At 48.6% G+C, this 13,393-nt stretch carries 17 protein-coding genes and 1 pseudogene; 7 read left to right on the top strand and 11 right to left on the bottom strand.

Features of this window, described 5'->3' with window-relative positions; translation table 11 throughout:
• Window positions 1–18: 18 nt before the first annotated feature.
• A complete protein-coding gene (locus AC3IQ7_RS27405; protein ID WP_489207856.1) occupies window positions 19–741 on the bottom strand; it encodes a flagellar brake protein in 723 nt (240 codons plus the stop codon).
• A 163-nt stretch (window positions 742–904) separates the two neighbouring features.
• On the opposite strand from AC3IQ7_RS27405, the gene AC3IQ7_RS27400 reads away from it, so the two are divergent.
• Window positions 905–1,285, top strand: coding sequence for a DUF6713 family protein (locus AC3IQ7_RS27400; protein ID WP_489207855.1), 381 nt, complete (start codon window positions 905–907; stop codon window positions 1,283–1,285).
• Here the strand turns inward: AC3IQ7_RS27400 and AC3IQ7_RS27395 are convergent.
• Window positions 1,286–1,483 (bottom strand): annotated as a pseudogene (locus AC3IQ7_RS27395) (cyclic pyranopterin monophosphate synthase MoaC); the annotation flags it as partial.
• A gap of 200 nt (window positions 1,484–1,683) precedes the next feature.
• Here AC3IQ7_RS27395 and AC3IQ7_RS27390 point away from each other — a divergent pair.
• Window positions 1,684–2,448 (top strand): hypothetical protein, encoded by a 765-nt coding sequence (locus AC3IQ7_RS27390; protein ID WP_489207854.1) that lies wholly within the window; start codon window positions 1,684–1,686, stop codon window positions 2,446–2,448.
• 240 nt (window positions 2,449–2,688) lie between these two features.
• On the opposite strand, the gene AC3IQ7_RS27385 is transcribed toward AC3IQ7_RS27390, so the two are convergent.
• The 5 genes from AC3IQ7_RS27385 to AC3IQ7_RS27365 form a co-directional block, all read right to left on the bottom strand.
• Complete coding sequence (locus AC3IQ7_RS27385) at window positions 2,689–3,306, bottom strand: GIY-YIG nuclease family protein (protein WP_489207853.1); 618 nt, start codon at window positions 3,304–3,306, stop codon at window positions 2,689–2,691.
• A gap of 295 nt (window positions 3,307–3,601) precedes the next feature.
• Window positions 3,602–4,369: a hypothetical protein gene (locus AC3IQ7_RS27380; RefSeq protein WP_489207852.1), complete on the bottom strand. Its 768-nt coding sequence runs from the start codon at window positions 4,367–4,369 to the stop codon at window positions 3,602–3,604.
• Window positions 4,366–5,040, bottom strand: a complete 675-nt coding sequence (locus AC3IQ7_RS27375) for a RipA family octameric membrane protein (RefSeq protein ID WP_489207851.1) — start codon at window positions 5,038–5,040, stop codon at window positions 4,366–4,368. The genes AC3IQ7_RS27380 and AC3IQ7_RS27375 overlap by 4 nt, the downstream gene beginning before the upstream one ends.
• Window positions 5,037–5,648, bottom strand: coding sequence for a BglII/BstYI family type II restriction endonuclease (locus AC3IQ7_RS27370; protein WP_489210549.1), 612 nt, complete (start codon window positions 5,646–5,648; stop codon window positions 5,037–5,039). Before AC3IQ7_RS27370 ends, AC3IQ7_RS27375 begins: the two co-directional genes overlap by 4 nt.
• A complete protein-coding gene (locus AC3IQ7_RS27365; protein ID WP_489207850.1) occupies window positions 5,638–5,877 on the bottom strand; it encodes a helix-turn-helix domain-containing protein in 240 nt (79 codons plus the stop codon). Before AC3IQ7_RS27365 ends, AC3IQ7_RS27370 begins: the two co-directional genes overlap by 11 nt.
• Before the next feature lie 92 nt (window positions 5,878–5,969).
• Here AC3IQ7_RS27365 and AC3IQ7_RS27360 point away from each other — a divergent pair, with 92 nt between their 5' ends.
• Window positions 5,970–7,238 (top strand): DNA-methyltransferase, encoded by a 1,269-nt coding sequence (locus tag AC3IQ7_RS27360; RefSeq protein WP_489207849.1) that lies wholly within the window; start codon window positions 5,970–5,972, stop codon window positions 7,236–7,238.
• A 148-nt stretch (window positions 7,239–7,386) separates the two neighbouring features.
• Window positions 7,387–8,082 carry a DUF4145 domain-containing protein gene (locus AC3IQ7_RS27355; RefSeq protein ID WP_489207848.1) on the top strand — a complete coding sequence of 232 codons (696 nt, stop codon included), beginning with the start codon at window positions 7,387–7,389 and terminating at the stop codon, window positions 8,080–8,082.
• Window positions 8,083–8,321: 239 nt separating this feature from the next.
• Here AC3IQ7_RS27355 and AC3IQ7_RS27350 read toward each other — a convergent pair whose 3' ends face one another.
• Window positions 8,322–8,888, bottom strand: a complete 567-nt coding sequence (locus AC3IQ7_RS27350; RefSeq protein ID WP_489207847.1) for a recombinase family protein — start codon at window positions 8,886–8,888, stop codon at window positions 8,322–8,324.
• A gap of 553 nt (window positions 8,889–9,441) precedes the next feature.
• Between AC3IQ7_RS27350 and AC3IQ7_RS27345 the strand changes: the two genes are divergently transcribed.
• The 3 genes from AC3IQ7_RS27345 (at window position 9,442) to AC3IQ7_RS27335 (ending at window position 12,003) form a co-directional block, all read left to right on the top strand.
• Window positions 9,442–9,885, top strand: a complete 444-nt coding sequence (locus AC3IQ7_RS27345) for a hypothetical protein (RefSeq protein ID WP_489207846.1) — start codon at window positions 9,442–9,444, stop codon at window positions 9,883–9,885.
• A 470-nt stretch (window positions 9,886–10,355) separates the two neighbouring features.
• A complete protein-coding gene (locus AC3IQ7_RS27340; protein ID WP_489207845.1) occupies window positions 10,356–11,384 on the top strand; it encodes a phosphoribosyltransferase-like anti-phage protein in 1,029 nt (342 codons plus the stop codon).
• Window positions 11,365–12,003 carry an NADAR family anti-phage protein gene (locus tag AC3IQ7_RS27335; RefSeq protein WP_489207844.1) on the top strand — a complete coding sequence of 213 codons (639 nt, stop codon included), beginning with the start codon at window positions 11,365–11,367 and terminating at the stop codon, window positions 12,001–12,003. Before AC3IQ7_RS27340 ends, AC3IQ7_RS27335 begins: the two co-directional genes overlap by 20 nt.
• A gap of 32 nt (window positions 12,004–12,035) precedes the next feature.
• Here the strand turns inward: AC3IQ7_RS27335 and AC3IQ7_RS27330 are convergent, their stop codons facing one another.
• The 3 genes from AC3IQ7_RS27330 to AC3IQ7_RS27320 all read right to left on the bottom strand — a co-directional run bounded on the left by AC3IQ7_RS27330 (window position 12,036) and on the right by AC3IQ7_RS27320 (window position 13,303).
• Complete coding sequence (locus AC3IQ7_RS27330; protein ID WP_489210547.1) at window positions 12,036–12,221, bottom strand: helix-turn-helix domain-containing protein; 186 nt, start codon at window positions 12,219–12,221, stop codon at window positions 12,036–12,038.
• Window positions 12,222–12,465: 244 nt separating this feature from the next.
• Window positions 12,466–12,930, bottom strand: a complete 465-nt coding sequence (locus tag AC3IQ7_RS27325; RefSeq protein WP_489207843.1) for a hypothetical protein — start codon at window positions 12,928–12,930, stop codon at window positions 12,466–12,468.
• A 28-nt stretch (window positions 12,931–12,958) separates the two neighbouring features.
• Window positions 12,959–13,303 (bottom strand): hypothetical protein, encoded by a 345-nt coding sequence (locus tag AC3IQ7_RS27320; RefSeq protein WP_489207842.1) that lies wholly within the window; start codon window positions 13,301–13,303, stop codon window positions 12,959–12,961.
• Window positions 13,304–13,393: the final 90 nt, after the last annotated feature.

Raw genomic sequence — 13,393 nt, 5'->3', positions numbered from 1 at the left:
GCGCCTGCCGCGCCAGTGTCAGACGATTTTTTGCCGGTCCGCGATCAGCGCTTCATAGGTGAGGTTTTGCAGCAGGGTGTAGTGGGTCGGTTCCAGGTCGATGAATTGCACGCCATACGTATAGATTTCCGCCACCTCGGCGGCATTGCCATTCGACGGCTTGCCCACGCTGACGTTCTGGATGCGGGCGCGCGTATTGACGCGCATCTGATGCTTGTTCGGCTGCACCAGCAGGGTAAAGCTCAGGGCCACGCCTTCGTCGTCCGGCGTGAGCATGCTGGGCGCTTCGATCAGCGCGCCCGAAACGCTGAGGTTGACGATGAACACGGGCACGGCTGCCACGTCGCGGTAGCTCAGCTGCGCCGGAATGTCCACTTTCACGCGCATGGCCGTGCGCAGGCTGGTGCCCTGGATGGCGTCGGGAAAGCTCAGGTGGACATAATTGAGCGGGCGGCCGAAGATACGCAGCACGCTGCAGGAAAACGAGCAGACGGTGACGCCGGAAAACACGCGGATGGTCAGCTTGTCGCCCTCGTTGAGCACGATGGACGCGCCGTTTTCCATGGGAATCTTGACGATCAAATACTCGTCTTTGACATAGCCGATCAGGGTCGAGAAATGCTGGATGGGTTTGATGGTGCGATGCGTGATGAACTGGATGCGTCCACCCACCTGCAGATTCATGGCCTCGAAGTCGAAGTCCTGGAGCTTGTTTTCCGCGGCGGGCTTGTTGCTTGTCATGCGATGCTCATCTGGATATGGTCGACTCGCAGTATGCATGATTTCTTGATGAAAAAGCATTTATATCAATGAAATTCATATTGGCATCGAAAAATGCCAGGTGCACGTGGCGCCGCGCGGTGCAGGCTTTACAATTGCATCAATATTGACGAATGTAAATCCTATGCCGCGCAGCTACTTCTGGACCATGTTGTTCCTGATCCTGCATCAAATCGATGCTGCCTACTGGAAAGAGTGGGAGATGTTCCATCTGCCGGGCGGCGTCCAGGGTTTCCTGGTGTTTAACCTGGCGGCCATTGCCCTGGTGCTGGTGGGCTACAAGCACGTGTTGCTGTCCACCGCGCGGGCACCTTTTTATGCGAGCTGCTGCGCTGGCCTGGGCGTGGCCACCTTCCTGATCCATACCGGCTTTGCGCTGGCAGGACAGGAGCAATTCCACTTGCCGCTGTCCAAGGCCATCATCGCGCTGTGCCTGTCCGGCGGCGCCTGGCTAGTGTACGATTTGCGCCGCTTCCAGGAGCGGCTGGCGCGCCAGGCACAATAATTACACCTCGGCGTGCCAATCGCCCGATTTGCCGCCATGCTTTTCCAGCACGCGCACGTTGGTCATGACCATGCCCCGGTCGACGGCCTTGCACATGTCGTAGATGGTCAGCAAACCGATCTGTACTGATGTCAGCGCTTCCATTTCCACGCCCGTCTTGCCCGTGGTGTCGACCTGGGCGCGGCAGTGCACGCTGTTGGTATCGTGGCTGAGAAATCTCGTTCTTGTCCCACAAGTGGGACAAAATTGGGACAGGATTTTTGCCCTGTCTGGGTCTAGTTTACGGGCTTACTCATCAAGGAGCAACCCCATAGTATTTCTGGTGTCGACTGTTATCGTTTGCAGCAGCACAACGAAGCCTCTACACTGCAAACGTATTTTAATACTTGGGCGAGACGATGAAATATGCATTGCTGAACGGCGCTCCTGTCGAAGCTAAATGGGCAGCTGAACTATCTGACGAAGCGTTTGCGAAAGTACGGACACAGTTTAGTTGCCTCGATTGTAAAGCTAGTGCCTACCTGAACAAAGGTTCGCCGCACCAAGGAGCCTACTTCGCATCGAAGAACCATGCTGACGACTGTGAAGAGGCGTATCAGGGTGACAGCGGAAGTGATGCCGCCTTAGTCGAAGCGAACACTATAGTGATTGTACTTGGAGGTAGTAGGGAATCCTTGAACGAGCTAAACACAACGAAGGATGTAAGCTCTCGCCGTCGAACAACTATATCTAAAGGAAACGAGGCTACGAGTATTCCGGCAAGACGTGGTGTAGATGCCGTACTGCAAGAGCTCCTTGTTAACCCCGAATTTGCTACCTCTTCAAAAAAGATCGTTGTCGGAAAAGTGGAAACCTTAGCCTCTGAATTTTTCGTCCCCTTCCTTCAGTTAGGTCGGCAACACACTGATCGTGTCATTGGCGTATGGGGCGAAGCTTTCTCTTTTCGCGAGCTAACCTCAATTGCTTTTCTGAATCGAGGTGACGGAAAGGTTGATATTCGAATACCTCAGTCGGTCTTTTCACAGCTGAAAAAGGAATATAATTGCACTTCAGATAACCAGTTAAATGGTGCTAAGTTCTTATTGATCGGTACTTTTAATTTCCTACTGGAATGTCACATCTCAGATGTCAAGGAAATTGCGCTTCAGAAAGCGAATATGTAAACGGAACGGTCACATTTGCTTTTGGCTGCGAAGTCGGCTTGTACCCTCCGTCTTCTAAGCTTAGGGTCACAGGTTCGATTCCTGTTGGGTAGGCCAATAAAATCAAAGACTTACGGAATTTGTTCCTGCTCTTACTGGTGTTTTCACGTTATTTTCATGCGCATGTAGGGTTGGTGTAGGATTTTATGTCTCCCACTTCCCTGTATGCGAGGTCGTACGGTTTCAAGCCGGAAATTATCCTCAGCTGTCTATTTGAGCATGCTGCCAAGTCTTCGCGAGAGCTAGAACATAGGACGCATTGAAACTAATGTCCTGGTAGGTCGACGTCTGAAACGAAATGGTTTCTGAAAGGTGGGCAAGTAGGGCGGTAATGCTTGCCTCACCCTCGCGTCGCGGTGCCTTTGATGAGCCGGGGACGAATTCCAAGAAGCATCCGTTGACTTCAACGTTAAAGGGAGTTCTCCGCGCGGTGGTTGCCGTAGTTTTTCCGTGCATCTGCCTTGCGAACGCAAACGGTGTTTCAATGCATCGGAGAGCGGGATTTGCAATGCCGGGAAGACATTTTGGTTCGTGGCGTAATTCTGGGCCACTGCTCTCCAGCGCAATGGAAGCTGGTGATGAACTCTTGTTTGCGCTGCGCCCATTCCAGGGCGGCGCCAAGGCTTGAATAAGGCTATCCTCCATGCCCGCAGCTAGATTTACAGGAAACTCTCCATGGTGCTGTGTTGCCAGCGCAAAGAGGGCAAAAATCTCGACTTTTGCGCCAGACGAAAGTGTGACGATAATGTTTCGATTGTTTTTTGCGTTTGTGGTTCCACCGCGTTCGGTATTGTTCGGAGGCGACCGATATGCATGCATGCGCTTTGGTAGACTTTGCGTCGTTTTCCGACGTATGCCAGCGCCCCATCAACTACAAATGCGTAGAGTACGTTCCGCTGGGGCGTGGCCGCTGTGGTCAAGGTCAACTGAAGTAGTCCGTTTGCAAGCGTCCAATTCCCAACTGGTTTGAAGCCAATGGCGAGTAGCTGTTCAAGATTCATTGGCATGACATGTGCTCCCTGCGTAGGCCAGTATCATTTCTAAACTGCACGTCCATAGCCCATTGCAAACCTGGCCGTTACGCCTTGTGAATTTTGGCAGCGCGGTCGAAAATCTACATCAACTCGAACGGAGATAGAACTCCGCACAAGTCTCCGTTGCGGTCCTGCACCAACCAAAGCATTGGGACATTGATATTATTATTCGCGCTCAGGAGGTTTTCCACTTTGGCCGTGGCTTCCACCATAATTGCATCTATTAATTCAAGCCCGTCGTTGACAGCGTCTTCGATTGAGCATGCCATGCGGCGTTTTCTACTCTCATGGCGGAGGTATTTTGCCATTGAAATTTCTGGTACCAATTTCCAGCTCTGTAGGAATACAGGCAAGTAGGAGAATGAATGGGTCAGCATTAGTTGCCGAGCGTGGGCGACTGGCTGCCACGGCATAACTATCATCGGGGCCTTAACCATGAAATCGGCCACGGTTTCTCTTGGGAGTTGTTGCTCTGCCATTAGTGCCTCTTCTAATCCTATACAGAGTTCAATTGCAGCAGACGTTGCATGGCGTGCGTACACGCCGGTATGCATTGCGTCATTTCTAGCGGCTTTTAAGCCCGCATATAGGGCATCAAAAGTGGTGAAGAGTTCAGGATACTGTTCTGTTAGAGTAGTTAAGACTATGGAATCGAAAATTAGCGGTTTAATTTTTTCAAAATAGCCATGCATCGTGGACTCTTTGCCGAGGAGGCGAAGTCCTAACGCCTCAACGGCAAAGCAAATCTCCCCAAAACCCTCGGAGTCCGCTAAAGCCGAATATCGGGATGCTCTTAGGCGGTCGCGATAGTGCAATCGTTCGTTCCATGACAGGGTAGGTCCAATCATGGCGTCTGTGCACCCGGCAAAATCGCAATGACTCGACTGCGAAGTGAGAATGTAGTCTTCTCATTGGATGAGATGCCCATAAAATACAACAGAAAAATTGCTACAACGGTAAGTAACGTAATTGCAATTTTACAAACGTCAACGGACAGTTCGTTGGATATCGGAAATAGTGATTTGATGAACAGGAGCACCCAAATTGACGTTACAAACGCGCTTAGAATTTGATTGAGTTTGCTAACGGAAAATGGACCTGCAGCCGTCAATGGGTTTTTATTGCCGACATCCTCTGCGACGACCTTGTATAGAGGGCTCAGAGTGATGTCTTCCAACAGGTCAACATGCCGCTCCCAATTATTCTGCCAATATTTACTGCCTCGATTGACTAAATACCATGTGAATGAAAAAACGAGACCAAGCGATGAAAACAATAGCGAAAGCCATGGCTCATGCTCGGATGAGTTTTTGTAGGTTAAGGCGTAGCCAGCGAAGGCAGCTGCGATAAATGCCCAAAAGTATGTCGCCCTTTTCCAGTAAAGTTCGATTTCGAACTTACGAATGTCCAAAGCGAAAGCTAGGGCACGCCCGGCCCTCGATTCGGCTGGCTTCGGAGGTTCCTTATCGAGCTCGGCAAATAGCTTCTTATACTGTTCTTGATTCGTTGGTGAGGTCATTCGGCTGCCACAGCAACTGCTGGTTGAAAGTTGGCCCATCCGTCGGTTCCTTTTGGAATCGCAGGGGCATCCCCAGATACCGCGTCGTGCTCTACAGCGAAGATAGCCAAGAGCCCTTGTAAGTCCGTTCTGCCGCGCCAGTTGTCAAAGTAAGGCAGGATTTCCTCGTAGTTGCCGACGCGGTCCGTCAGGAATTGATACATTGAGCGGGTAGGAAGCACAATGGCCCCTCCGCACAGCTCGTTGCGAAGCATGCCCAGGACCATCTTGTTGATTGCTCGGTGCGTTGACGAAATGTTGCCAGTTTCCCATTCAACGGCAAATTTTCTACCGTCACTGAAGGTCTTGACTGCATCCAATGGCCCCGGCGCGACTCCACCAATACTGGTGCGAACTTCCGTCTCCCATCCCTGCGCGCGTAAATGGCGAAGGAACTCGTGCTTGATGGGAGTGACGCCATTTCCCTTCTTGATTGGATTAATCGTGAAGTTGTCAGCGCCAACCGGCCATACGACCGTCGCGATACCGGCACGTATCTCGTTAATGGTTTCCAATCTTTCCTGGGTGTTGGCAAACGGCCCGTTGTCAACAAGGTACTCACTCCGCATCAGTCGCATTCATCGCCTCTTCTATGTGGGTCATCAACGTAGAGGGAGCTATACGAAGCGCAGCAGATAGCTGTACCATGGAGGTCAGCGTTGGCTGCCTCAAGCCGCGTTCAAGTAGCGAAATGTAGGTGCGGTCAAGATTCGACTCGAACGCTAGTTGCTCTTGAGTCAAGGCTGCCTCTAAACGAAGCTTCCGAAGTACCCTACTGAATGCTTGCTCTGGCGACATTTTCCCTCCACATCTCACAATGGGCTGTGGGAGGACAATAGTCGACGGACTATAGTCACAAAACTCTATTGCTCAAAGGATGTACAAAAAATATGCTGTTAGCTGCGCTAGGGTTGGACCCAAAAGATTTTCGCGGAATAAAAGCGGTATCGGCCAAGTCCGGCATTCCTTCGCAACGAATCAAGTTCTATGACGAGAAGGGCATCGAGCCAACTAATGAGGAGATGCGAAATTTGGCGCGCGCCATCAATCTAACCGAGATTGAACTCCGCCTAAAGAGCGGCTTCATCAATCGTACAGTCATAGAAGCATTGAGTTCTAATGCGCGTGCTATTGCTGAAATCATGGATGGCAGCCTGGCTAGTGCGGCTGATTCAGCTGCGGCGATTAGAAAGCCACTTACTCCTGTTTTAACGTCAGAAAATGGGACGCTGTTCCAGGGTGATTGCATGGACGCAATGGCCGGAATTGAATCGGAGTCAATTGATATGGTATTTGCCGACCCGCCGTTTAATCTCGATAAGCTCTATGCATCGGAAATGGACGACAACCTGCGGACGGAGCACTATCTTCAGTGGTGCGAGCAATGGTTAGATGAGTGTATTCGATTGTTAAAAGATGGAGGAGCGCTATTTATTTGGAACCTTCCGAAGTGGAACACTTATCTTTCGACCTATCTTAATCGTCATCTAAATTTCCGACATTGGATTGCTGTAGATATGAAATACAGCCTTCCTCTGCCATCGAAACTTTACCCATCCCACTATTCGCTTCTTTATTACGTCAAGGGGCCTCGTCCGAAAACGTTTCATGCAGACCGACTTCCTATGGACGTGTGTCCTGAATGCTTTACGGACCTGAAGGACTATGGCGGATATAAGGACAAAATGAATCCGTTGGGTGTAAGTCTTTGCGATGTTTGGAACGATATTCCTATTGTTCGTCATGCAAAATATAAGAAGCGGAAAGAGGCGAATGAGCTTTCTGTGAAGCTGCTCGACCGAGTAATAGAAATGTCTACGAACGAAGGCGATACCGTGTTTGACCCGTTCGGGGGATCTGGTACGACGTATGCGGTTGCAGAGCTAAAGGGGCGAAAGTGGGTTGGAGTCGAGCTAGGGCCCGTCGATGGCATTATAGAGCGCATGCACGATTTGGATGAGGAACGTGAGTACCTCCATCGAATTCGTTCGCGGTACAACTACTTATTCCTCCCGGAAACCGACCGTCGACGTAAAGCGCTGGGCCTCTGGACTGTTGGCAATATTCCGAAAGTGACGCGCAGGAAGGCCGAGGTATCCGAGAGCGCAATTGCTGTCTCCGAGCAGCTATCGCTATTAGCGCAATCCACGAGCACATAGACATCTTTGGTTCAAGTGTCGTCTAGGCTTCCCACTTCTCATCCCCCCCGCGTACGGGGGGGCATGCTGAACTGCGTCATCACTTGCATGCCTGCCGCCGGCCGCTGTGATTCATTCCGGATATCAAACACAACAATTGGAGAAGTCGATGAGTGAATTAGCGGCAGATTGTCCGCGTTGCGGCGTAAAACAAGTGACATTTGATGTTGTCGGAGCAGTGCAAATCGAAGATGGACAAATTCTTCATCGATTCGAGGCACAGTGCGGCTGTCGTCGGTGTAAAAGATCGACGGTGTTTGTTCTTCAGGTCGTCAGCCATGATGCGCAGAAATATGTTTACAACAATGGACTTGCTCACTGCCACGGATCAATTGATGATTTAGTCTGGGTTGTCGATTACGTAAGTGTGCGTGATATGAATACGGCGTCGCCGCCTTGCGACGTGCCAGAAGCGATAGCTAAGGTGTTCGCTGAGGGCGTAACGTGTTTGTCAGTCGGGTGTTACAACGCCGCTGCCACTATGTTTCGCTTGAGCATTGATTTGGCAACTAAGTCCATGCTTCCAGCCGACGATAACGACGGATTGAACAACAAGGTGCGCAGGAATCTTGGCCTACGACTTCCTTGGCTATTCAAGCACGGCCATATCCCTATTGCCCTGGAAGAACTTTCATCCTGTGTTAAGGAGGATGGTAACGATGGGGCGCATGAAGGGACGCTGGAACGGCTGGATGCCGAAGACATCATGGACTTTACGCGTATGCTGCTTGAACGGCTCTATACCGAACCTGCCCAGCTTGAGAAAGCAAACGCCCGAAGGGAAGCCCGACGTGCTGGCGGGTAAAGTGCTGGCATAACTGAAACAGGCTATTCTCTAAAAAACCCTAAAAATCCTAAAAAAATCGCAGTACCTTGCTCATGTCGTGGGTAGATTGCTGCGAAAAAGGATAAATATCTGCGAGGTCGAACGGGAGACTTAACGGCCGCGTGTACCTGGGAAAATACAATTTCTATGCCAGCAAAATATCTCATCGGCTGGCTGATGCTGGTGGCCCCACGCCGCGTGGCGTAGCCCATATTCGCTTACGCTGCGGCTTTGATAGTGGCGTACAAGGTGGCACGACTGATGCCGAACTCATCCGCCAGGGCGGTCTTGCTTTCGCCAGCAGCAGCACGGCTGCACAGTGAGGCAGTTTGATCGGCTGACAACTTGGCGGCACGTCCCATGTGTTTGCCTTCGGCACGGGCCTTTGCTTGTCCCTCTGCACGACGCTCGTTAATCATGGACAGTTCAAACGCTGCGACAGCGCCGAGCATCGTTAACAGCATTTGGTTTATCGGGTTGGTTTTCTCGCCCGTGAACGTCATACTCTCTTTCTTGAATACGATGGACACGCCCTTGCCGGTCAACTGCTCTACCAGTTGTAACAGGTCAGCAGTGTTACGGGCGAGGCGGCTAATCTCATGCACCACTACGGTGTCACCACGGCGGACGTGTGCCAGCATGGCTTTCAGTGCTGGGCGGTTCGTGTCAGAGCCGCTGCACTTATCGGTGAAGGTCTGGTCAAACGTCATTCCGTCCAGTTGGCGTGCGGTGTTCTGTCCTAACGAGCTAACCCGGATGTATGCAACTGTTTGGCCTGTCGTCATGGTGTTTCCCTTTGCTTGTTGTGTATATTAAGTATATAGAACTTTCTGGAATGTGTCTATAAAGTCCAAGCATATACTTATTGGACGAACTCTTAAGGGGCAAGCGACAGTCAATCCGATGTGTTCGGAATGTATAGCTTTCTGGAAATCTGGCTGATGTTCTGAACTACATGCCGCCTAGGAAATCTCGCATATGAAGCTTGTTTGACTACAAAACAGGATTATTGCATTTAAGAAATTGGTAAAACAATATTCCCGGCATTGGTTGTACAAGGTTTCAATGCTTTTCTTATTCTTATTTAGTTGGTTTTGAGAAATTTTTCATTAAGCAATAAATTTGTGCTCTTGGTTAAAGTTGCGATTTTGCACTATAGGAAGATTTTCTCGGTGAATTTTGACTAAATCTAGGTTTTTAAGGTTTGGCGCCACGAATAAATTACTCACTGGAAATATATCAACCATTTTCGTGAATTATTTCATACGCGCTTTTTGATTTTGTTTGCATTGGAAGCGGAAGTCGTTAATAATTGGGACAGGCATTGACGAGGTAGATATGAACAATTTCATCGAAGAAACAAAAGCAATGATCTCATCTCTTCAAGATGAACTCGATAGCGTGAATGTCAAAAAAAAAGGAATTGAAGTAAAGTTAGCCGCGCTGCGTGCTTACCTTGAGGCTGAGAATGTAGTGGTTGTTTCGCGACATACTGTGCCATTGGTGCAAACTAGTTTTGTCAAAAAGGCAACAATTAAGGGGAAAATTCTTGACAGTGCACTGAGGGCATTGGAGGGTGGAAGAATGCTTTCAACAGAACAACTTCTTGAACTCTTTATTGAAGAGGGCCTTGTCGTAGGCGGAGCTAACAAGTTAACTACAATCAGCAGCACACTTAGTCGTGACGAGCGATTTCAGGCTAGTCGAAGGTTCGGATGGTCGTTGCGAAAAAGAGAAAGCCCCGCTGTTAACGAGGCTTTCAATCTCCAACCTACGCCGTGAAGGCAACAGAGCAGAACTGTAATTTTTGCGGAAGGAGCTGCTAAATTACTTAAGCAAACCGCTTGAGGTGGCAGGAGTGGTAGGGATTCCCTGCCGTTACGACCATCTCATCAGTAAGCAAAAGCGTCTTGGCGGACAGCTCTAGTTTATTGTATGAGGCGATTGTAAGCAAGACATATCCCTTGACTTGTTCAAGGAGATGGTATGCATAAGCGTACTCGACTTAGGAATGTTTTCGTGCGGCAATACGTCAGGTTCCGTTTTGGCAAGCAAGAAAATGTTCGTCAGCACTGGCGGTCTCACCCGCTGCAGTTGACCTTGTTCTAGTGAACATGAGCCATGCTACGGAAAAGCCGTAGCGTGGCTTTTTTTACTTTACTCAATGTAATAAATCTTCCTCCGGGCCCTTGAATTACTATCATTTGGCCGCAGTTTTGAATTGCAGAACTGATAACTATGGAGGAGTTTATATGTTTGAACGGGCTACGCTGGTTGCTTCCATCGCAAAAAGAATCCAGTTCTATCGTCAGGGCGAGATTCCGCAACCGAATTCTGCTCATGTAGAACGTTGGATTCAACAATTCACCCCAGAAAACCAACTTCCGTTGCTTAAAGAGGTTGACTTTACCTTAAATAATGGTTTCATAACAATAGACGGAATTAATACGTTTCTTGGAAATTTAATAACAAATGAGAAATTAACCGGTGGTGATCCAGGCTATTTTTGGAAGAAAATCAACTTTCTTAGCGTTCAGCAAGATGGGGTTAGTCAATTAGAAATGCTCAAGCTTCTTGGGCTTCAGTTACAAAGTAAGCTCGGGTTAGCCCTGACTCAGTGCGGTGGCGACGATGGTAACTATATATATCTTGACGACATAATGTGCACAGGATCTAGGGTCGGAAGAGACCTAGAGAAATGGATTCTCAACGAAGCGCCACAGCAGGCAAAGTTGCATTTGGTTTTAGCGGTAATGCACTCGGGTGGTGCGTATTACTTGAGAACAACGCAACTTAAACAGGCGATTGAACGTTCTGGGAAGACAATTACAATTATGTATTGGCGTGCGTTGGAGCTAGAGGATAGGTTGTACTACAGAAATAATTCAGATGTATTGTGGCCAACAATATTGCCTGAAGGCAAGTGTGTGGAGGAGTATGTCTCTGCTTTGAAGTATCCGTTTAAGCATAGGACTCCTGGAGGTAGCTCCAAAACATTTTCTTCTGAACATGGCCGTCAAATTATGGAGAGCGAGATGTTGCTCGCTGGCATGAAAATTCTCTCACACTACGCAGGCCCCAAAGGCTCGCTTAAACCGCTTGGTTTCAGTAAATTTGGGCTAGGATTTGGCTCCACCCTTGCTACCTATCGAAATTGCCCCAATACGGCTCCTCTTGCGATGTGGTGGGGTGAGGGGGCAGCGCATGGGGCATTACAATGGTATCCTTTGCTTCCACGAAAAACCTATTCATCACCAGAGAATGTCTTCAGGTCACTCTAGAGCTAGTGTCAATCAACCACGCATTTATCAACGAAATGAATGTGTGGTTTTTCACACGACAAAAGATACTTTTGGCGGTCTATCAAACATGGCCGGGGGATTCCCGATTAATGTTAATGGGATTGCAATAAAAACAAGTGAGGCGTTATATCAAGCGTGTCGGTTTCCACTGCACCCTACGATTCAAAAAATGATTTTCACTGAAGCTAGTCCCATGACTGCAAAACGTGTTGTAAGCCCATACAAACACCTTACCCGTTCAGACTGGGACGATATACGCCATAAAATTATGCGATGGTCTTTAAGGGTGAAGCTGGCTCAAAACTATTCAAAATTTGGAGAGTTGCTGCTGGCAACCGGTGACAAACATATTATCGAGCAGTCTAGTAGGGATGACTATTGGGGGGCTTTCATGCAAGGTAGTGCTGTACTTGTTGGACAAAACGTCCTGGGCCGTTTGCTTATGGAGCTGCGCAGTCGCCTGCAAACAGACACGTCTCAAGAGTTGATGACTGTTGATCCATTGCCGATTGATAACTTTCTTATCTTAGGGCAGCAGATAAATACTATAAGTGGTAAAAACTCTGACCTTCCACATGGCCAACCTAGGCTATGGTAATCTGATGAAATGGACACGCACGAGTAAGGAATTTAGAGCTTCGCGTCAGCGGTTAGCTGAGTCACTGTTGTGTTGAGTCCATGTGCAACTTTTATCAGAGGTAGTATCGCTACATTGTTGTCGCCGCGTTCGACCCTGCCAAGATAAGTACGCTCAACTTTTGCCGCCCGCACCACCTTCTCTTGTGATATTCCGAGCTTTATTAGTACACGGCGAATTAGTATTCAGAAAATTTCTGGTCTGTTCCGTCCGGTTCCTGCTCTAACGTAGTGATAGAGGCTAATCGAAAATTCCCATATCAATTTACTCTATCTTTAGGATTTTGTTTTAATGATAATGTCATTAGAGTCTAATGTTTACACGGTATTTTAGGGGTTTTCTGCTGGCACTGGTAATCATTCTTCGAGCCCTGCCCATTTGATAGGGCAGGAGGCGCGTGACTGGAGCGATTGATTTATGGTGTCATTGCTTTCGTGGTATGTCGATGGCTTTCCTGTTGCTCTCGATCTCATCAAAAAAAGACTCTGCCGCAGAAAAACTGTCGAAACAGCGGTGCCCCACGCAGTACATTCCACCGCGAAACTCAACGCGGTCATCTCGCAAATTTTCACTGTTCCCTTTAGATTCGTTCTCGCTGGTAGGAATTCCTTTAGATGGCGAAAGAGTACCGATACCTGTAAGGATAGCTCCCACAATAGCAAGAAGGCCACCCATTATGAGTGTGTTTTGGCGTTGTGAGATTAGGTCAAGATTCGCTACTTTCATCTCAGGTGTTTGAATGCCAAAACCGAGATATTGGCTTTCAATTTTTACGCTGACATCCATATTCATAGCGTAGATCGCAAGTACCATACCTAGCAACAGCATTGCAATTCCTATTCGTTTCATTTGCAGTTCTCCATTTGATGACCTCGGTGTTGTTTTCATGGAAATGAGCTAGCCGAGTAAACGAATTTTATTTTCCTTTTTCAGGACAAAGCATCTCGATAGGGACTTCTTGCTCTCCTAGTGATACAAGCTGCCGTTTGATTCGATCAACTTGCTTGTCACAAATGGCCTTTGCTTCATATACCTCAATTGCCTTTTTACCTTCTTTAGCGCCTTCCCTCATATCTCCTAAATCACGGTTCATCTTCGCCGATAGGCTTAGATAGTCGCCATGGGCCTTATTAAAATTAGCGTCAGTCTTTGCCAAGCATAATTCTTTTAGTAGGGCATCCTTCGGCAGTTCCTTGAGTTCTTGATAATCGATTGGAAGACAAGTGCCAGCGGTAGCGATGCTTGCAACAGATGATGCCATGAGTGGAACGAGGTTCTTGAGTAACGTTCTGTACATAGTTTTCTTCGTGTATGTGGTTTTGATTGCCAACATAGTAACACAAGTAGACTC

This window comes from Janthinobacterium sp. GL_088 (assembly GCF_057837845.1).
This window is presented reverse-complemented; position numbering and strand designations above follow the sequence as displayed.

Bases quoted from the DNA above. Each gene is read 5' to 3' on its own strand.
- AC3IQ7_RS27365 (WP_489207850.1), bottom strand. From the start codon at position 5,877: ATGTCGCCAGAGCAAGCATTCAGTAGGGTACTTCGGAAGCTTCGTTTA.
- AC3IQ7_RS27405 (WP_489207856.1), bottom strand. From the start codon at position 741: ATGACAAGCAACAAGCCCGCCGCGGAAAACAAGCTCCAGGACTTCGAC.
- AC3IQ7_RS27385 (WP_489207853.1), bottom strand. From the start codon at position 3,306: ATGCATGCATATCGGTCGCCTCCGAACAATACCGAACGCGGTGGAACC.
- AC3IQ7_RS27355 (WP_489207848.1), top strand. From the start codon at position 7,387: ATGAGTGAATTAGCGGCAGATTGTCCGCGTTGCGGCGTAAAACAAGTG.
- AC3IQ7_RS27325 (WP_489207843.1), bottom strand. From the start codon at position 12,930: ATGAAAACAACACCGAGGTCATCAAATGGAGAACTGCAAATGAAACGA.
- AC3IQ7_RS27335 (WP_489207844.1), top strand. From the start codon at position 11,365: ATGTCTTCAGGTCACTCTAGAGCTAGTGTCAATCAACCACGCATTTAT.
- AC3IQ7_RS27390 (WP_489207854.1), top strand. From the start codon at position 1,684: ATGAAATATGCATTGCTGAACGGCGCTCCTGTCGAAGCTAAATGGGCA.
- AC3IQ7_RS27375 (WP_489207851.1), bottom strand. From the start codon at position 5,040: ATGACCTCACCAACGAATCAAGAACAGTATAAGAAGCTATTTGCCGAG.
- AC3IQ7_RS27320 (WP_489207842.1), bottom strand. From the start codon at position 13,303: ATGGCATCATCTGTTGCAAGCATCGCTACCGCTGGCACTTGTCTTCCA.
- AC3IQ7_RS27400 (WP_489207855.1), top strand. From the start codon at position 905: ATGCCGCGCAGCTACTTCTGGACCATGTTGTTCCTGATCCTGCATCAA.
- AC3IQ7_RS27345 (WP_489207846.1), top strand. From the start codon at position 9,442: ATGAACAATTTCATCGAAGAAACAAAAGCAATGATCTCATCTCTTCAA.
- AC3IQ7_RS27360 (WP_489207849.1), top strand. From the start codon at position 5,970: ATGCTGTTAGCTGCGCTAGGGTTGGACCCAAAAGATTTTCGCGGAATA.
- AC3IQ7_RS27370 (WP_489210549.1), bottom strand. From the start codon at position 5,648: ATGCGGAGTGAGTACCTTGTTGACAACGGGCCGTTTGCCAACACCCAG.
- AC3IQ7_RS27350 (WP_489207847.1), bottom strand. From the start codon at position 8,888: ATGACGACAGGCCAAACAGTTGCATACATCCGGGTTAGCTCGTTAGGA.
- AC3IQ7_RS27340 (WP_489207845.1), top strand. From the start codon at position 10,356: ATGTTTGAACGGGCTACGCTGGTTGCTTCCATCGCAAAAAGAATCCAG.
- AC3IQ7_RS27380 (WP_489207852.1), bottom strand. From the start codon at position 4,369: ATGATTGGACCTACCCTGTCATGGAACGAACGATTGCACTATCGCGAC.